The organism is Citrobacter sp. MGH106, assembly GCF_001037495.1.
Taxonomy (GTDB): Bacteria; Pseudomonadota; Gammaproteobacteria; order Enterobacterales; family Enterobacteriaceae; genus Citrobacter; species Citrobacter murliniae.
This window is the reverse complement of sequence record NZ_KQ089822.1, coordinates 3,671,193-3,689,000: the sequence shown is the minus strand read 5'-3', so window position 1 is coordinate 3,689,000 and position 17,808 is coordinate 3,671,193. Positions and strand designations below refer to the sequence as shown.

The 17,808-nt window shown below is 50.9% G+C and carries 16 protein-coding genes; 11 read left to right on the top strand and 5 right to left on the bottom strand.

Annotated features, from left to right (window positions below; all coding sequences use genetic code 11):
* Nucleotides 1-2 precede the first annotated feature (2 nt).
* From leuC to leuL, 4 genes are all read right to left on the bottom strand, one after another.
* Complete coding sequence (leuC, locus tag SK36_RS17240) at nt 3-1,403, bottom strand: 3-isopropylmalate dehydratase large subunit (protein ID WP_048222064.1); 1,401 nt, start codon at nt 1,401-1,403, stop codon at nt 3-5.
* Between the two features lie 2 nt (nt 1,404-1,405).
* Nucleotides 1,406-2,497 carry a 3-isopropylmalate dehydrogenase gene (gene leuB / locus SK36_RS17235; protein ID WP_048222063.1) on the bottom strand — a complete coding sequence of 364 codons (1,092 nt, stop codon included), beginning with the start codon at nt 2,495-2,497 and terminating at the stop codon, nt 1,406-1,408.
* Entirely contained in the window at nt 2,497-4,068 is a 1,572-nt protein-coding gene (gene leuA / locus SK36_RS17230) for a 2-isopropylmalate synthase (protein ID WP_048222062.1), read from the bottom strand. Before leuA ends, leuB begins: the two co-directional genes overlap by 1 nt.
* A gap of 90 nt (nt 4,069-4,158) precedes the next feature.
* A complete protein-coding gene (gene leuL, locus SK36_RS24755) occupies nt 4,159-4,245 on the bottom strand; it encodes a leu operon leader peptide (protein WP_049002746.1) in 87 nt (28 codons plus the stop codon).
* A gap of 651 nt (nt 4,246-4,896) precedes the next feature.
* Here leuL and leuO point away from each other — a divergent pair.
* On the top strand, nt 4,897-5,844 hold the full coding sequence (gene leuO / locus SK36_RS17225; RefSeq protein WP_048222061.1) for a transcriptional regulator LeuO: 948 nt from the start codon (nt 4,897-4,899) through the stop codon (nt 5,842-5,844).
* 211 nt (nt 5,845-6,055) lie between these two features.
* Here the strand turns inward: leuO and SK36_RS24750 are convergent, their stop codons facing one another.
* A complete protein-coding gene (locus tag SK36_RS24750) occupies nt 6,056-6,277 on the bottom strand; it encodes a hypothetical protein (protein ID WP_136345314.1) in 222 nt (73 codons plus the stop codon).
* Between the two features lie 63 nt (nt 6,278-6,340).
* Between SK36_RS24750 and ilvI the strand changes: the two genes are divergently transcribed.
* The 10 genes from ilvI (at nt 6,341) to mraY (ending at nt 17,806) form a co-directional block, all read left to right on the top strand.
* Nucleotides 6,341-8,065, top strand: coding sequence for an acetolactate synthase 3 large subunit (gene ilvI, locus SK36_RS17220; protein WP_048222060.1), 1,725 nt, complete (start codon nt 6,341-6,343; stop codon nt 8,063-8,065).
* 2 nt (nt 8,066-8,067) lie between these two features.
* Nucleotides 8,068-8,559: an acetolactate synthase small subunit gene (gene ilvN, locus SK36_RS17215; RefSeq protein ID WP_003829566.1), complete on the top strand. Its 492-nt coding sequence runs from the start codon at nt 8,068-8,070 to the stop codon at nt 8,557-8,559.
* Nucleotides 8,560-8,739: 180 nt separating this feature from the next.
* On the top strand, nt 8,740-9,744 hold the full coding sequence (gene cra / locus SK36_RS17210) for a catabolite repressor/activator (protein WP_045439785.1): 1,005 nt from the start codon (nt 8,740-8,742) through the stop codon (nt 9,742-9,744).
* A gap of 611 nt (nt 9,745-10,355) precedes the next feature.
* The gene (gene mraZ, locus SK36_RS17205; RefSeq protein WP_045439788.1) at nt 10,356-10,814 is read left to right on the top strand and encodes a division/cell wall cluster transcriptional repressor MraZ; all 459 of its coding nucleotides are present in this window, start codon (nt 10,356-10,358) and stop codon (nt 10,812-10,814) included.
* A gap of 1 nt (nt 10,815) precedes the next feature.
* Nucleotides 10,816-11,757, top strand: a complete 942-nt coding sequence (gene rsmH / locus SK36_RS17200) for a 16S rRNA (cytosine(1402)-N(4))-methyltransferase RsmH (protein ID WP_045439790.1) — start codon at nt 10,816-10,818, stop codon at nt 11,755-11,757.
* Nucleotides 11,754-12,119 (top strand): cell division protein FtsL, encoded by a 366-nt coding sequence (gene ftsL / locus SK36_RS17195; protein WP_000625651.1) that lies wholly within the window; start codon nt 11,754-11,756, stop codon nt 12,117-12,119. The genes rsmH and ftsL overlap by 4 nt, the downstream gene beginning before the upstream one ends.
* 15 nt (nt 12,120-12,134) lie before the next feature.
* Complete coding sequence (ftsI, locus tag SK36_RS17190; RefSeq protein ID WP_045439796.1) at nt 12,135-13,901, top strand: peptidoglycan glycosyltransferase FtsI; 1,767 nt, start codon at nt 12,135-12,137, stop codon at nt 13,899-13,901.
* Complete coding sequence (gene murE, locus SK36_RS17185; protein ID WP_048222059.1) at nt 13,888-15,375, top strand: UDP-N-acetylmuramoyl-L-alanyl-D-glutamate--2,6-diaminopimelate ligase; 1,488 nt, start codon at nt 13,888-13,890, stop codon at nt 15,373-15,375. The genes ftsI and murE overlap by 14 nt, the downstream gene beginning before the upstream one ends.
* Nucleotides 15,372-16,730 (top strand): UDP-N-acetylmuramoyl-tripeptide--D-alanyl-D-alanine ligase, encoded by a 1,359-nt coding sequence (murF, locus tag SK36_RS17180; RefSeq protein ID WP_045439800.1) that lies wholly within the window; start codon nt 15,372-15,374, stop codon nt 16,728-16,730. Before murE ends, murF begins: the two co-directional genes overlap by 4 nt.
* Nucleotides 16,724-17,806: a phospho-N-acetylmuramoyl-pentapeptide-transferase gene (gene mraY, locus SK36_RS17175; protein ID WP_045439803.1), complete on the top strand. Its 1,083-nt coding sequence runs from the start codon at nt 16,724-16,726 to the stop codon at nt 17,804-17,806. The genes murF and mraY overlap by 7 nt, the downstream gene beginning before the upstream one ends.
* The last annotated feature ends 2 nt before the right edge of the window (nt 17,807-17,808 follow it).

The following is a 17,808-nucleotide window of genomic DNA, read 5'->3' as shown; positions in this document are numbered from 1 at the left end:
CCTTATTTGATGCTGCGAATATCGGCAAAATGGCCGGTAACGGCGGCAGCGGCGGCCATTGCCGGGCTGACTAAGTGCGTACGTCCACCGCGGCCCTGACGACCTTCAAAATTACGGTTGCTGGTGGAAGCGCAACGTTCTCCGGGATTCAGGCGGTCATTATTCATTGCCAGACACATTGAGCAACCCGGCAAGCGCCATTCAAAACCGGCTTCAATGAATATTTTATCCAGCCCTTCCGCTTCTGCCTGTGCTTTTACCGGGCCGGAACCTGGTACCACCAGCGCCTGTACCCCTGGCGCGACTTTACGCCCTTTAGCGATTTCCGCAGCGGCACGTAAATCTTCTATACGTGAGTTAGTGCAGGAGCCGATAAACACCTTGTCGATCGCCACATCGGTCAGCGGGATCCCCGGCTTCAGCCCCATATAAGCCAGCGCTTTTTCTGCCGAAGCGCGCTCAACTGGGTCGGTAAACGATGCTGGGTCGGGAATATTATCGTTCACGGAAATCACCTGGCCTGGATTCGTTCCCCAGGTTACCTGTGGTGCAATCTCTTCGGCCTGCAGAGTTACGATAGTATTAAAGGTCGCACCGTCGTCGGTTTTCAACGTTTTCCAGTACTCAACCGCGTTGGCAAAGTCCTGGCCTTTCGGCGCATGCAAACGACCCTGCACATAGTTAAACGTGGTTTCATCCGGCGCGACCAGACCCGCTTTGGCACCCATCTCAATCGCCATATTGCACAGAGTCATACGGCCTTCCATGCTCAGTGCACGGATGGCATCGCCACAAAACTCAACCACATGGCCGGTACCGCCTGCGCTGCCGGTTTTACCAATGATCGCCAGCACGATATCTTTAGCCGTGATACCCGGAGCAGCAGTGCCGTTAACCTCAATCTTCATGGTTTTTGCCCGGCCCTGTTTCAGGGTTTGCGTAGCAAGCACGTGTTCGACTTCGGAAGTCCCGATACCAAACGCCAGCGCGCCAAACGCACCATGAGTGGCAGTGTGGGAGTCACCGCAGACGATGGTCATGCCCGGCAGAGTCACGCCTTGCTCCGGCCCCATGACGTGGACGATGCCCTGATACGGATGATTCAGGTCGTACAGCTCGACGCCGAATTCATTGCAGTTTTTGATCAGTTCCTGCATCTGAATACGCGCCATTTCGCCGGAAGCGTTAATGTCTTTGGTTTGCGTTGAGACATTATGATCCATGGTCGCGAAGGTTTTTCCTGGTTGGCGAACCGGACGATTGTGCGCACGCAGACCGTCAAATGCCTGTGGAGAGGTCACTTCATGCACCAGATGTCTGTCGATATATAACAGCGGAGTTTCGTTTTGCGCCTCATACACCACGTGCGCATCAAACAATTTTTCGTATAACGTTCTGGCCATGATTACACCCCTTCTGCGACGTAACGAGCGATGATATCGCCCATTTCATCGGTACTGACTGCGGCTGCGCCACGGGCTAAGTCGCCCGTACGAATGCCTTCTTCTAATGCGCGGTTGATGGCGCTCTCAATAGCGGAGGCTGCATCATTGGCATCCAGGCTGTAGCGTAACAGCAGCGCCAGAGACAGGATCTGGGCAATTGGGTTAGCGATATTTTTCCCGGCAATATCCGGAGCGGAGCCGCCAGCGGGTTCGTACAGGCCAAAGCCCAGCTCATTGAGGCTGGCAGAGGGCAGCATGCCCATTGAGCCGGTGATCATGGCGCACTCATCAGACAGAATGTCGCCAAACAGGTTTGAGCACAACAGCACGTCGAACTGGGATGGGTCTTTGATTAACTGCATCGTGGCGTTATCGATGTACATATGAGCCAGTTCAACGTCCGGGTATTCATTAGCGATTTCATTGACGATTTCGCGCCACAAAATAGAGGTTTGCAGCACGTTAGCTTTATCAATCGACGTCACTTTACGACGGCGCTGGCGTGCAGACTCAAAGGCGATGCGCGCGATGCGTTCAATCTCAAAACGGTGATATACCTCGGTATCAAAGGCTTTCTCATGTTGGCCGCTGCCTTCACGACCTTTTGGCTGACCGAAGTAGATGCCTCCGGTCAGTTCGCGTACGCACAGGATATCGAAACCGTTGGCGGCGATGTCGGCGCGCAGTGGGCAAAATGCTTCCAGTCCCTGATACAGCTTAGCGGGACGCAGATTGCTGAATAATTTGAAGTGTTTACGTAATGGCAGTAAAGCACCGCGTTCAGGTTGCTGGTTTGGCGGCAGGTTTTCCCATTTCGGGCCACCAACGGAGCCAAACAGAATGGCATCGGCTTGCTCACAACCTTCAACCGTAGCGGGTGGCAGTGGTTGACCGTGGTTATCGATGGCGGCTCCGCCTACGTCATAGTGGCTGGTGGTAATGCGCATATTAAAACGCGTCCGAATTGCTTCCAGTACCTTCAGGGCTTGCGCCATCACTTCCGGGCCAATACCGTCACCCGGTAAAACAGCAATATGATAATTCTTCGACATCACACGGTTTCCTTATTGTTCTCGTTGTTCTGAGCTTTGCGTTGCAATTCTTTTTCGACTTCTTCGGCGCGCCAGATATTGTTCAGCACATGTACCATCGCTTTTGCGGAAGATTCGACGATATCTGTTGCCAGACCGACGCCATGGAAGCGGCGCCCGTTATAGTTAGCGACAATATCTACCTGACCCAGCGCATCTTTACCGTGGCCTTTCGCGGTCAGGCTGTATTTCACCAGTTCAACGTTGTAATCGGTAATACGGTTGATGGCTTGATAAATGGCATCGACCGGCCCGTTGCCGTTGGCTGCTTCGGCTTTGACTTCTTCGCCACAGACCAGCTTGACGGAGGCGGTAGCGATATCATTAGAACCTGACTGCACGCTGAAATAATCCAGACGGAAATGTTCTGGTTCTTCCTGCTGTTTGTTAATGAAGGCCAGGGCTTCCAGGTCGTAATCGAATACCTGACCTTTTTTATCCGCCAGTTTCAGGAATGCGTCGTACAGATTATCCAGACTGTATTCACTCTCTTTGTAACCCATCTCATCCATACGGTGTTTTACGGCGGCACGTCCGGAACGGGAAGTCAGGTTCAACTGCACCTGATTCAAACCGATGGATTCCGGGGTCATGATTTCGTAGTTTTCACGGTTTTTCAGCACGCCGTCCTGATGAATGCCTGAGGAGTGGGCAAAAGCGCCACTGCCAACAATCGCTTTGTTTGCCGGAATCGGCATATTACAGATTTGGCTGACCATCTGACTGGTACGCCAGATCTCCTGGTGATTGATGCGGGTCTGCACATCCAGGATATCTTTGCGGACTTTGATCGCCATGATGACTTCTTCCAGCGAGCAGTTACCAGCACGTTCACCGATACCGTTCATTGCCCCTTCTACCTGACGAGCCCCCGCATGCACTGCCGCCAGCGCATTACCGACACCCAGACCTAAATCGTCATGGGTGTGTACAGATATGATCGCTTTGTCGATATTCGGTACGCGTTCATACAGACCGGAAATAATTGCCCCAAATTCGAAAGGCATGGTGTAACCGACGGTATCGGGGATATTGATGGTTCTGGCTCCCGCATTAATAGCCGCTTCCACCACGCGAGCCAGATCAGCGATAGGGGTTCGGCCAGCGTCTTCGCACGAGAATTCAACGTCATCCGTGTAATTACGAGCGCGTTTAACCATATAGATAGCCCGCTCAATAACTTCATCCAGCGTACTGCGCAGCTTGGTCGCAATATGCATCGGTGAGGTGGCAATAAACGTATGAATACGGAAAGCCTCTGCCACTTTCAGGGATTCAGCCGCGACGTCGATATCTTTTTCTACACAGCGGGCTAATGCACAAACGCGGCTGTTTTTAACCTGACGGGCGATGGTTTGTACTGATTCAAAGTCACCCGGCGACGAAACAGGGAAACCCACTTCCATCACGTCAACGCCCATACGCTCGAGAGCCAGAGCAATCTGCAGTTTTTCTTTTACACTCAGGCTTGCCTGTAACGCCTGTTCACCATCGCGTAAGGTGGTATCGAAAATAATGACTTGCTGGCTCATGGTTTAGGTCCTTGGTGTTTAGGGCGCCTTGCTTCGAGCATAAAAAAACCCGCGCAACGGCGCGGGTTTTTTGTCTTAACTGGAGCTGACTTAATGCTGAATGTCGTTCACCAGTCTACCGCGCAACGAAGATGCGTTTAGTAGTAGTAGACCGTTAAAACGAGCAATGTAAGTCATCAATCAGGCTCCAGGCGAATGCGATATGCTTTTAGTGGTACTGGATATGAAGTCTGATGTCAACCCTGCTCACTGCAAATCCCTCCGTTCAGAGAGAAATACCTCTCCATGTTTGAGCGAATTGTGCTGAATTTTTATGTTTGTATAAAATAAATCAGTATGCGGCGTACATACTTTTCATTATTTGAAATGTTTAAGCATAATTATTTTCAATTGTTGTAATGGAACAGATGAAGAGGAGTTTCGGTAAAGGATTTTTTATCTTTATGATTTATCTATTTTTATAGTAACTCTGAATGGGTGTGGCAAAGGTGGTAACAAATAATTGATAAATTAATGTTAATCATTAATGTATTAAAAATATAAATATTTAATTAAATCTTAATTACGTATTCACTGTGTGTATGATTGTACATTCGTCATGCTTATGGTTATATTGTTTATGAAATTAAAACATATGAATCATCGTGCAGTGACATCTGCCACACTGCGCTCGCATTGTTTTTATGTTCATTTAGGTTAGTGCCTTTATGTTTTCCTAATTTTAATGTTTTCTCTTTTTCTCATTCTATATGTATGGTAAATCATATTATCGGAGATTATTCACTCCGTCTGGGGAAAAGGGAGTTTAGAGTGACAGTGGAGTTAATTATGCCAGAAGTAAAAATAATAGATAAATCCAATCTTATAGATATTGGGAAACCGCAGCTTCGTATGGTTGATCTTAATTTATTAACCGTCTTTGATGCGGTTATGCAAGAACAGAACATTACACGTGCTGCACATTCTCTGGGGATGTCACAACCTGCGGTCAGTAATGCAGTTGCGCGGCTGAAGGTCATGTTTAATGATGAGCTTTTTGTTCGTTATGGGCGAGGGATTCAGCCGACAGCAAGGGCTTTCCAGCTATTTGGTTCAGTTCGTCAGGCGTTACAATTGGTGCAGAATGAATTGCCAGGATCGGGGTTTGAACCTGCCATCAGCGAGCGTGTTTTCAACCTCTGCGTATGTAGCCCATTGGATAATATTCTGACATCCTTGATTTATAATCGAGTTGAGGATGTAGCGCCTAATATTAATGTCGTATTTAAATCTTCACTTAATCAAAATACAGAACACCAATTGCGCTATCAGGAAACAGAGTTTGTTATTAGTTATGAAGAATTCCGCCGGGTTGAATTCACAAGCATACCGTTGTTCAATGACGAAATGGTGCTGGTAGCGAGCAAAAAACATCCACGCATAAGTGGTCCATTATTGGAAAGTGATGTCTATAATGAGCAACATGCTGTGGTTTCTCTTGACCGCTATGCTTCATTTAGCCAACCATGGTACGACACACCGGATAAACAATCCTGCGTTGCTTATCAGGGAATGGCATTAATAAGTGTATTGAATATTGTTTCTCAAACCCAATTGGTCTCCATTGCACCGCGCTGGTTAGCAGAAGAGTTCTCAGAGTCTTTAGACCTGCAGGTATTGCCTTTACCATTAAAATTGAACAGTCGCACATGTTATCTTTCCTGGCATGAAGCAGCAGGTCGGGATAAAGGACATAAATGGATGGAAGAATTGTTAGTTTCCGTCTGCAAGAAGTAGCATTTATATCCTTTGTTTTTCAAGCTGCTTTGTCTCCCCAGCCACATTGTTATCTATGCTGCTGGGGGAATGAGGAGGCATCTCTGTCCCTCCCCAGATGCAGTCTTTGGCTGTTTATATTCGTTTCAGACGAACGTGTCACGGGCTTGCCGCCTCAATGCGACTCGAAATCCATTGGGTATAGCAGAATAAACTCGATGTCATATCTGGTTTATTCTGCTTTTTTCTTTTTATTTGAAATTTTATGCTGAATTCCTTTTTTTACATTTGTTCTGAAATGTAAAAAAATAGAGTAATCGCTGTAAGTTCCCATTTTTAAGCGATTATTTATCATTCCACTTAATTCTACTGGTTTAATTCTCCGTTTATTCGACTCTTTCCTCCGTTTTATTCTTATTCGCTGTAATGCCACCACGTCGGTGCGAATTGCCATGCGTCATCGTCAGCGGTTAATGTGTTGTTAAACCGTTATTCATTATAAGAGTGGAGGCAAGCCATGGAGATGTTGTCTGGTGCCGAGATGGTCGTCCGATCGCTCATCGACCAGGGTGTGAAGCAGGTATTCGGTTATCCCGGGGGGGCAGTCCTTGATATCTATGATGCACTACATACGGTCGGTGGAATTGATCATGTGCTGGTCCGCCATGAACAAGCTGCAGTACATATGGCCGATGGCCTGGCGCGAGCCACGGGAGAAGTGGGCGTCGTACTGGTCACTTCGGGACCAGGAGCTACCAATGCGATTACAGGAATTGCAACGGCTTATATGGACTCCATACCACTCGTGATCCTCTCCGGGCAGGTTGCAACCTCTCTGATTGGCTATGATGCCTTTCAGGAGTGCGATATGGTCGGCATATCCCGCCCGGTGGTGAAGCACAGCTTCCTCGTAAAGCAAACAGAGGACATCCCGCAGGTATTGAAAAAAGCCTTCTGGCTGGCGGCAAGCGGCCGTCCAGGTCCAGTGGTGGTGGATTTACCGAAGGATATTCTGAATCCTGCGAAGAAACTGCCTTATAGCTGGCCGGAATCGGTAAGTATGCGTTCGTATAATCCTACAACCACCGGGCATAAAGGGCAGATAAAACGCGCACTGCAAACGCTGATAGCAGCCAAAAAACCGGTAGTGTATGTTGGTGGCGGTGCAGTTAATGCGGCCTGTCACGAGCAACTGGGGCAGATTGCAGAAGCACTTAACCTGCCGGTTGTGTCTTCGTTGATGGGGTTAGGCGTGTTTCCGGCAACGCATCGTCAGGCGTTGGGCATGTTGGGAATGCACGGCACTTATGAAGCAAATATGACCATGCATCATTCTGATGCCATTTTTGCCATCGGTGTTCGTTTTGACGATCGCACGACCAATAACCTGGCAAAATATTGCCCGCATGCGACCGTGTTGCATATCGACATCGACCCTACTTCAATTTCGAAAACAGTGACGGCGGATATTCCTATTGTTGGTGATGCCCGGTTGGTGCTCGATCAGATGCTGGAGCTGCTGGCGCAGGAGAAGTCGCAGCAACCACTGGATGATAACCGTGACTGGTGGCAACAGATTGAGCAATGGCGCGCCCGTCAGTGCCTGAAATATGACACCCAAAGTGAAAGTATTAAGCCGCAGGCTGTGATTGAAACTATCTGGCAGTTAACGAAAGGGGATGCGTATGTGACCTCGGACGTTGGGCAGCATCAGATGTTTGCCGCACTTTACTACCCGTTTGATAAACCACGCCGTTGGATTAACTCCGGTGGTCTTGGCACGATGGGATTTGGTTTACCCGCAGCGTTAGGTGTCAAGATGGCGCTACCTGATGAAACGGTAGTGTGTGTGACCGGCGATGGCAGCATTCAGATGAATATCCAGGAGTTGTCGACAGCGCTGCAGTATGAACTGCCAGTGTTGGTACTCAATCTTAACAACCGCTACCTCGGTATGGTCAAACAGTGGCAGGACATGATCTACTCCGGAAGGCACTCGCAGTCTTATATGCAGTCGCTGCCTGATTTCGTCCGCCTTGCTGAAGCCTATGGGCATATTGGTATCCAGATAAACCATCCAAACGAACTGGAGAGCAAACTGGTTGAAGCGTTGGAGCATGTGCGCAACCATCGTTTGGTGTTTGTCGATGTTACCGTTGATGGCAGTGAGCATGTTTATCCAATGCAGATTCGTGGGGGCGGTATGGATGAAATGTGGTTAAGCAAAACGGAGAGGACCTGATTATGCGCCGGATATTATCGGTATTGCTGGAAAACGAGTCGGGTGCATTGTCGCGTGTGATAGGTCTCTTCGCCCAGCGCGGTTACAACATCGAAAGCCTGACAGTCGCGCCCACGGACGATCCGACCTTATCGCGGATGACGATCCAGACTGTAGGGGATGAAAAAGTCCTCGAGCAAATTGAAAAGCAACTGCACAAACTAGTGGATGTCCTGCGTGTGAGTGAACTGGGACAGGGCGCCCATGTTGAACGAGAAATCATGTTGGTGAAAATTCAGGCCAGCGGATACGGCAGGGAAGAGGTGAAGCGCAACACGGAAATTTTCCGTGGGCAAATCATTGACGTTACGCCGTCTATTTACACCGTACAACTGGCTGGCACCAGCGATAAACTGGATGCGTTCCTGGCGACATTACGTGAAGTCGCAAAGATCGTCGAGGTTGCTCGCTCAGGTGTTGTGGGTCTCTCTCGCGGCGATAAAATTATGCGCTAATCATGACCATGTTCTTAATTCGCAAGCCTGACAGTAGCGGTTGGGCTTTTTTTTGCGAAATCAGCAGTAACCAGAGACAAAAGCGGTTGCCGCAGTCATTATTCTGCGCTTAGATGTTAATAAATTTAACCCATGCCATCTCAAAGGTTATGGTTTGTACATTTTACGCAAGGGGCAATTGTGAAACTGGATGAAATCGCTCGGCTGGCCGGCGTTTCGCGAACGACTGCAAGCTACGTTATTAACGGCAAAGCAAAGCAATATCGCGTAAGCGACAAGACGGTTGAAAAAGTCATGGCAGTGGTGCGCGAGCATAATTACCACCCAAATGCTGTGGCAGCCGGGCTGCGTGCTGGACGCACACGTTCTATCGGGTTGGTGATCCCTGACCTGGAGAACACAAGTTATACCCGGATTGCAAACTACCTGGAGCGCCAGGCACGACAGCGTGGGTATCAACTGCTGATAGCCTGCTCTGAAGATCAGCCGGATAACGAAATGCGCTGTATTGAGCATCTTTTACAACGCCAGGTTGATGCCATCATTGTGTCAACGTCTTTGCCTCCTGAGCACCCGTTCTACCAGCGCTGGGCAAATAGCTCATTCCCTATCGTGGCGTTAGACCGTGCACTGGATCGTGAGCATTTCACCAGTGTTGTGGGGGCTGATCAGGATGATGCAGAAATGCTGGCTGAGGAATTACGTAAATTTCCGGCTGAAAACGTGCTCTATCTGGGGGCTCTCCCTGAATTATCCGTGAGTTTCCTGCGTGAGCAGGGTTTTCGTACCGCCTGGAAGGATGACCCGCGAGAAGTGAATTTCCTGTACGCTAACAGCTATGAGCGGGAGGCCGCCGCACAGTTGTTTGATAAATGGCTGGAAACGCACCCTATGCCTCAGGCGCTGTTTACCACTTCGTTTGCCCTGTTGCAGGGGGTGATGGACGTGACACTACGCCGCGATGGGCAATTACCGTCAGATTTAGCCATTGCTACCTTTGGCGATCATGAACTACTCGATTTCCTGCAATGTCCGGTGTTGGCAGTCGCGCAACGCCATCGTGATGTTGCCGAACGCGTACTGGAAATCGTGCTAGCCAGCCTGGATGAGCCGCGTAAGCCAAAACCAGGACTCACACGCATTAAACGTAATCTGTATCGTCGCGGTATTCTCAGCCGCAGCTAAGTCTCCTCTGCAGTATGCGCCGGTAGGATACCCTTCTGGCGCTATCAAATATCAATTATCAGAAATAACCTCATTATAATTAAGAATATTCTTTAGAATTATCTGAAATTCATTTCTTAATTACCTCGATTTAAAATACTGCCGTCTGTTTTTGGGTTATTGATACGTAACGACGCGTTACTGTTGTATTATTTTGTTACATGCTTGTGTGGAATTGCCGAATTAACAAACACTTTGCTTCTTTATTGCAGATAATTCTCGTATATCTCTGTCGTACGGGGCGTACAGACCGATTAACTGGCACTGTTATCTCGCTGCATATTGTCCTAAAATGCCGCTCGCGTCGCAAACTGACACTTTATATTTTCTTTAGATGATATTGAGTTGTTTTAAACAGTGATGAGTTGTTGGATCTTTTTCTTACAAATATTCATGACGTTAATTTGCTTCGTTTGCTGTACGAAATCTGTTCAACGCTGATATTAGCCGTAAACATTGGGTTTTTTGCTCCGCTAAGCGCCGTGACTTGCTTGACAAGGTTTTCCTCCGCTCCGTAAACTCCTTTAAGTGGGAATTTGTGGGATAAAGTGGTAATCGGGGGTGAGGCTGGCATGTTCCGGGGAGCAACGTTAGTTAATCTCGACAGTAAAGGGCGCTTATCTGTGCCTACCCGTTATCGGGATCAACTGCTCGAGAGTGCTGCCGGTCAAATGGTTTGTACCATTGACATCCATCACCCGTGCCTGCTGCTGTACCCCCTGCCTGAATGGGAAATTATCGAGCAGAAGTTATCGCGCCTGTCGAGCATGAATCCGGTTGAGCGCCGCGTACAGCGCTTACTGTTAGGGCATGCCAGCGAATGTCAGATGGACAGCGCTGGTCGATTACTGATCGCTCCCATTCTGCGACAACATGCAGGGTTGACGAAAGAAGTGATGCTGGTTGGGCAGTTCAATAAGTTTGAGCTGTGGGATGAAACGACCTGGTATCAACAGGTCAGGGAAGATATCGACGCTGAGCAGTCTGTTACTGGCGCGCTGTCGGAACGATTGCAGGATTTGTCTCTATAAGATGATGGAAAATTATAAACATACAACGGTGTTGCTGGATGAAGCCGTAAACGGCCTGAATATTCGTCCAGACGGCATCTACATTGACGGGACATTTGGTCGCGGTGGTCACTCACGTTTGATTCTCTCGCAGCTCGGCGAAGAGGGACGTTTGCTGGCAATCGATCGCGATCCGCAGGCTATTGCCGTTGCCCAGACCATTAACGATCCCCGTTTCTCCATCATTCATGGACCTTTCTCTGCGCTGGCTGAATATGTAGCCGAGCGCGGACTTACCGGCAAGATCGATGGAATCCTCCTTGATCTTGGCGTGTCTTCACCGCAGCTTGACGATGCTGAACGCGGCTTTTCATTTATGCGTGATGGTCCATTAGATATGCGTATGGACCCAACACGTGGTCAGTCTGCCGCCGAGTGGCTGCAAACCGCCGATGAAGCTGATATTGCCTGGGTGATTAAAACCTTTGGTGAGGAGCGCTTTGGCAAGCGCATTGCCCGCGCCATCGTGGAGCGTAACCGCATTGAACCGATGACTCGTACTAAAGAGCTGGCGGAAGTGATTGCGGCGGCAATGCCGGTAAAAGACAAATTTAAACATCCCGCGACCCGTACCTTCCAGGCGGTGCGCATATGGGTGAACAGTGAACTGGAGGAGATAGAGCAGGCGCTAAAAAGCTCGCTCAGCGTGCTGGCACCAGGTGGTCGGCTTTCAATCATCAGTTTCCACTCGCTCGAAGACCGTATTGTAAAACGCTTCATGCGTGAACAAAGCCGCGGTCCGCAGGTTCCGGCTGGAATACCGATGACGGAAGCGCAGATCAAAAAGTTGGGCGGCCGTGAGTTGAGAGCACTAGGCAAGTTGATGCCGGGTGAAGAAGAGGTAGCTGAAAATCCTCGTGCCCGTAGTTCAGTTCTGCGTATTGCAGAGAGGACGAACGCATGATCAGCAGAGTGACAGAAGCCCTCAGCAAAGTTAAAGGATCGATAGGAAGCAACGAGCGCCATGCCTTGCCTGGCGTGATCGGTGACGATCTTTTGCGGTTTGGGAAGCTGCCACTCTGCTTGTTCATTTGCATTATTTTGACGGCGGTCACCGTCGTAACAACAGCGCACCATACGCGCTTACTGACCGCGCAACGCGAACAACTGGTTCTGGAACGAGATGCGCTGGATATTGAATGGCGCAACCTGATCCTTGAGGAGAACGCGCTCGGCGACCATAGCCGTGTTGAACGGATCGCAACGGAAAAACTGCAAATGCAGCATGTTGATCCCTCACAAGAAAATATCGTAGTACAAAAATAAGGATAAACGCGACGCATGAAAGCAGCGGCAAAGACGCACAAACCAAAACGCCAGGAAGAACAAGCCAACTTTATCAGTTGGCGTTTTGCGTTACTGTGCGGTTGTATTTTGCTGGCGCTGGGGTTCCTGCTGGGGCGCGTTGCCTGGCTGCAAATCATCGCGCCTGACATGCTGGTGCGCCAGGGCGACATGCGCTCTCTGCGCGTCCAGGAGGTTTCCACATCGCGCGGTATGATTACCGACCGTTCAGGACGTCCGTTGGCGGTGAGTGTGCCGGTTAAGGCTATCTGGGCTGATCCAAAAGAAGTGCATGATGCGGGCGGCGTTAGCGTTGGTGAACGCTGGAGAGCGCTTTCGACTGCGTTGAACATTCCGCTTGATCAACTGGCCTCCAGAATTAACGCTAACCCGAAAGGGCGTTTTATCTACCTCGCACGTCAGGTCAACCCTGACATGGCTGACTACATCAAGAAACTGAAGCTACCGGGGATCCATCTGCGTGAAGAATCCCGTCGTTACTACCCTTCCGGGGAAGTGACCGCTCACCTCATTGGTTTCACCAACGTCGACAGCCAGGGGATTGAAGGCGTTGAGAAGAGTTTTGATAAATGGCTCACCGGTCAACCTGGCGAGCGTGTGGTGCGTAAAGATCGCTATGGCCGTGTTATTGAAGACATCTCGTCGACCGATAGCCAGGCGGCGCATAATCTTGCATTAAGTATTGATGAGCGCTTGCAGGCGCTGGTCTACCGCGAACTGAACAACGCTGTTGCCTTTAACAAAGCAGAATCGGGCAGCGCCGTGTTAGTCGATGTTAACACGGGTGAAGTGCTGGCGATGGCGAATAGCCCTTCCTATAACCCAAACAACCTCACCGGTACGCCGAAGGATGCAATGCGTAACCGTACCATCACTGACGTGTTCGAGCCGGGTTCTACCGTCAAACCGATGGTGGTGATGACGGCACTGCAGCGCGGTGTGGTTCGCGAAAATACCGTACTGAACACTATTCCCTACCGAATTAATGGTCACGAAATTAAAGACGTGGCGCGTTATAGCGAATTGACCCTCACAGGGGTCTTGCAGAAGTCGAGTAACGTCGGTGTTTCCAAGCTGGCGTTAGCGATGCCGTCCTCAGCGTTAGTAGATACTTACTCACGTTTTGGGCTGGGAAAAGCGACCAATTTGGGGTTGGTCGGAGAACGCAGTGGCTTATATCCTCAAAAACAACGGTGGTCTGACATAGAGAGGGCCACCTTCTCTTTCGGCTATGGGCTAATGGTAACCCCGTTACAGTTAGCGCGAGTCTATGCAACCATCGGCAGCTATGGCGTTTATCGTCCGCTGTCGATTACCAAAGTTGATCCTCCTGTTCCGGGCGAGCGTATCTTCCCGGAGTCGACCGTACGCACCGTGGTGCACATGATGGAAAGCGTCGCGCTGCCTGGCGGCGGCGGCGTGAAGGCGGCGATTAAAGGCTATCGCATCGCTATTAAAACCGGTACGGCGAAAAAAGTAGGGCCGGATGGCCGCTACATCAATAAATACATTGCTTATACCGCAGGTGTTGCGCCTGCGAGTCAGCCGCGCTTCGCGCTGGTTGTTGTTATCAACGATCCGCAGGCGGGTAAATACTACGGTGGCGCCGTTTCCGCGCCGGTCTTTGGTGCCATCATGGGCGGCGTACTGCGTACCATGAACATCGAACCGGATGCGCTGGCAACGAGCGATAAAAATGAATTTGTGAATAATCAAGGCGAGGCAACAGGTGGCAGATCGTAATTTGCGCGACCTTCTTGCTCCATGGGTGCCGGGTGCACCGGAGCGAGCACTGCGGGAGATGACACTCGACAGCCGTGTGGCTGCATCGGGGGATCTCTTTGTGGCAGTGGTAGGTCATCAGGCGGACGGGCGTCGATATATCCCGCAGGCGATAGCGCAAGGTGTAGCTGCCATAATTGCAGAGGCAAAAGACGAGGCAACCGACGGTGAAATCCGTGAAATGCACGGTGTGCCTGTAATCTATCTTAGCCAGCTTAATGAACGTTTATCTGCACTGGCGGGTCGCTTTTACCACGAGCCATCTGAGAATATGCGCCTGGTCGGTGTGACCGGGACCAACGGTAAAACCACCACCACCCAACTGCTGGCGCAATGGAGTCAGTTGCTTGGTGAGACCAGTGCAGTGATGGGCACGGTAGGCAATGGTCTGCTGGGCAAAGTGATCCCGACCGAGAATACCACCGGTTCAGCTGTTGACGTTCAGCACGTGCTGGCGGGACTAGTTGAGCAGGGTGCAACGTTTGGAGCAATGGAAGTCTCGTCCCACGGTCTGGTTCAGCATCGCGTGGCGGCTTTGAAATTTGCCGCATCGGTATTTACCAATTTAAGTCGTGATCACCTCGACTATCACGGCGATATGGAGCATTACGAAGCGGCTAAATGGCTGCTGTACTCCACCCATCATTGCGGTCAGGCCATCGTCAATGCCGATGATGAAGTTGGTCGTCGCTGGCTGGCAAAACTGCCGGATGCGGTTGCCGTTTCGATGGAAGACCATATCAACCCTAACTGTCACGGACGTTGGTTGAAAGCAGTAGACGTGAATTACCACGACAGCGGCGCGACAATTCGTTTCACTTCTTCGTGGGGCGACGGTGAAATTGAAAGCCGCCTGATGGGGGCATTCAACGTCAGCAACCTGCTGCTGGCGCTGGCAACGCTGCTGGCGCTCGGGTATCCGTTAGCAGAATTACTGAAAACGGCTGCGCGCCTGCAACCGGTTTGTGGACGTATGGAAGTGTTCAGCGCGCCGGGCAAAACCACGGTGGTGGTTGATTATGCCCACACGCCGGATGCGCTGGAAAAAGCGTTGCAGGCAGCACGTCTACACTGTGCCGGTAAACTGTGGTGCGTCTTTGGCTGCGGCGGCGATCGTGACAAAGGTAAACGCCCGCTGATGGGGGCTATTGCAGAGCAGTTTGCTGATGTAGTCGTGGTGACGGACGACAACCCGCGCACCGAAGAACCACGCGCCATCATTAACGACATTCTGGCAGGTATGCTGGATGCCGGGCATGCGAAGGTGATGGAAGGGCGCGCTGAAGCGGTGACAAACGCCATCATGCAGGCGAAAGAAAACGACGTGGTGCTGGTGGCAGGGAAAGGTCACGAGGATTACCAGATCGTCGGGTCTCATCGCCTTGACTACTCTGACCGTGTTACGGCAGCCCGCTTGCTGGGGGTGATCGCATGATTAGCGTAACCCTCAGCCAACTGACGGAGATCCTCCGCGGCGAACTGAAAGGGGCCGATCTGACCCTGGATGCAGTTACAACCGATACGCGTAAAGTCACGCCGGGCTGTTTGTTTGTGGCGCTGAAAGGCGAACGCTTTGATGCTCACGATTTTGCTGAACAAGCAAAAGCGAGCGGGGCTGGCGCACTGCTGGTTAGCCGTCCGCTGGAAATCGATTTGCCGCAATTGATTGTGAAGGATACGCGACTGGCGTTCGGTGAGCTGGCAGCGTGGGTTCGCGCGCAAGTTCCGGCTCGCGTGGTAGCGCTGACCGGTTCATCCGGTAAAACGTCTGTCAAAGAGATGACCGCTTCTATTCTGAGCCAGTGCGGAAATACCCTGTACACGGCTGGCAACCTGAATAATGACATTGGCGTACCAATGACGCTGCTGCGGTTAAACAACGATTATGACTATGCCGTGATTGAACTTGGCGCCAATCATCAGGGTGAGATCGCGTGGACTGTCGGTCTGACGCGTCCAGAAGCTGCGCTGGTTAACAATCTTGCTGCGGCTCACCTGGAAGGGTTTGGTTCGCTTGCGGGTGTGGCCAAAGCCAAAGGCGAAATCTTTACCGGTCTGTCGGCGAACGGCATTGCCATTATGAATGCTGATAACAACGACTGGCTGAACTGGCAGAACGTTATTGGCGATCGCAAAGTCTGGCGCTTTTCCCCGAATGCGGCCAACAGCGATTTTTCTGCAACCAACATTCATATCACCTCGCACGGTACTGAGTTTTCTCTGCAAACGCCTGTGGGCAGCATTGATGTCCTGCTGCCATTACCGGGCCGCCACAACATTGCCAACGCATTGGCTGCGGCCGCGCTCTCAATGGCAGTTGGCGCTACGCATGAGGCAATTAAAACCGGTCTGAAGGATCTGAAAGCAGTGCCGGGGCGTCTGTTCCCGATTCAACTTGCTGAAAATCAGCTGCTGCTGGACGACTCCTATAACGCGAACGTTGGTTCGATGACCGCGGCGGTACAGGTTCTGTCCGAAATGCCGGGCTACCGTGTGCTGGTGGTGGGGGATATGGCAGAGCTTGGTGCGGAAAGTGAAGCATGCCACGTACAGGTAGGTGAAGCAGCGAAAGCGGCAGGCATTGACCGTGTACTGAGTACAGGGAAACTGAGCAAGGCAATTAGCGATGCCAGCGGGGTTGGCGAGCATTTTGCGGATAAAACCGTGCTGACCGCGCATCTTAAAACGCTGATTGCAGAGCATCAGGTAATGACGATTTTAGTGAAGGGTTCACGTAGTGCCGCTATGGAAGAGGTAGTACGCGCATTACAGGAGAATGGAACATGTTAGTTTGGCTGGCCGAACATTTGGTCAAATATTATTCCGGCTTTAACGTCTTTTCCTATCTGACGTTTCGCGCCATCGTCAGCCTGCTGACCGCGCTGTTCATCTCTTTGTGGATGGGCCCGCGCATGATTGCCCGTCTGCAAAAAATGTCTTTTGGTCAGGTCGTTCGTAACGACGGCCCGGAATCACACTTCAGTAAACGCGGTACGCCGACTATGGGCGGCATTATGATCCTCACCGCGATTGTCATCTCCGTTCTGCTGTGGGCCTATCCATCGAATCCTTACGTCTGGTGCGTGTTAGTGGTTCTGATTGGCTACGGCATTATCGGTTTCGTAGATGATTACCGCAAAGTCGTGCGTAAAGACACCAAGGGTCTGATAGCCCGCTGGAAGTACTTTTGGATGTCGGTGATTGCGTTAGGTGTTGCGTTCGCGCTGTATCTGGCGGGGAAAGATACTCCGGCAACTGAGCTGGTGGTGCCGTTCTTTAAAGATGTGATGCCGCAGTTGGGTCTGTTCTATGTCCTGCTGGCGTATTTCGTCATTGTTGGTACCGGTAATGCGGTTAATCTGACCGATGGTCTGGATGGTCTGGCGATTATGCCTACCGTGTTCGTCGCGGCCGGATTTGCGCTGGTGGCGTGGGCGACCGGTAACATGAACTTTGCCAGCTATCTGCATATTCCCTATTTGCGCCATGCCGGTGAACTGGTGATCGTCTGTACGGCGATTGTGGGCGCGGGCCTTGGCTTCCTGTGGTTTAACACCTATCCGGCTCAGGTCTTTATGGGCGATGTCGGTTCGCTGGCACTGGGTGGCGCGCTGGGCATTATTGCTGTGCTGCTGCGTCAGGAATTCCTGTTGGTGATCATGGGTGGCGTATTTGTGGTAGAAACCCTGTCGGTTATTTTGCAGGTTGGTTCCTTCAAGCTGCGTGGACAGCGCATCTTCCGAATGGCGCCGATTCATCATCACTATGAATTGAAAGGCTGGCCGGAGCCGCGCGTGATTGTGCGCTTCTGGATTATTTCGCTGATGCTGGTGCTGATTGGCCTGGCAACGCTGAAGGTACGTTAATC

Bases quoted from the DNA above. Each gene is read 5' to 3' on its own strand.
- leuC (WP_048222064.1), bottom strand. From the start codon at position 1,403: ATGGCCAGAACGTTATACGAAAAATTGTTTGATGCGCACGTGGTGTAT.
- leuB (WP_048222063.1), bottom strand. From the start codon at position 2,497: ATGTCGAAGAATTATCATATTGCTGTTTTACCGGGTGACGGTATTGGC.
- leuA (WP_048222062.1), bottom strand. From the start codon at position 4,068: ATGAGCCAGCAAGTCATTATTTTCGATACCACCTTACGCGATGGTGAA.
- leuL (WP_049002746.1), bottom strand. From the start codon at position 4,245: ATGACTTACATTGCTCGTTTTAACGGTCTACTACTACTAAACGCATCT.
- leuO (WP_048222061.1), top strand. From the start codon at position 4,897: ATGCCAGAAGTAAAAATAATAGATAAATCCAATCTTATAGATATTGGG.
- SK36_RS24750 (WP_136345314.1), bottom strand. From the start codon at position 6,277: ATGGCAATTCGCACCGACGTGGTGGCATTACAGCGAATAAGAATAAAA.
- ilvI (WP_048222060.1), top strand. From the start codon at position 6,341: ATGGAGATGTTGTCTGGTGCCGAGATGGTCGTCCGATCGCTCATCGAC.
- ilvN (WP_003829566.1), top strand. From the start codon at position 8,068: ATGCGCCGGATATTATCGGTATTGCTGGAAAACGAGTCGGGTGCATTG.
- mraZ (WP_045439788.1), top strand. From the start codon at position 10,356: ATGTTCCGGGGAGCAACGTTAGTTAATCTCGACAGTAAAGGGCGCTTA.
- rsmH (WP_045439790.1), top strand. From the start codon at position 10,816: ATGATGGAAAATTATAAACATACAACGGTGTTGCTGGATGAAGCCGTA.
- ftsL (WP_000625651.1), top strand. From the start codon at position 11,754: ATGATCAGCAGAGTGACAGAAGCCCTCAGCAAAGTTAAAGGATCGATA.
- ftsI (WP_045439796.1), top strand. From the start codon at position 12,135: ATGAAAGCAGCGGCAAAGACGCACAAACCAAAACGCCAGGAAGAACAA.
- murF (WP_045439800.1), top strand. From the start codon at position 15,372: ATGATTAGCGTAACCCTCAGCCAACTGACGGAGATCCTCCGCGGCGAA.
- mraY (WP_045439803.1), top strand. From the start codon at position 16,724: ATGTTAGTTTGGCTGGCCGAACATTTGGTCAAATATTATTCCGGCTTT.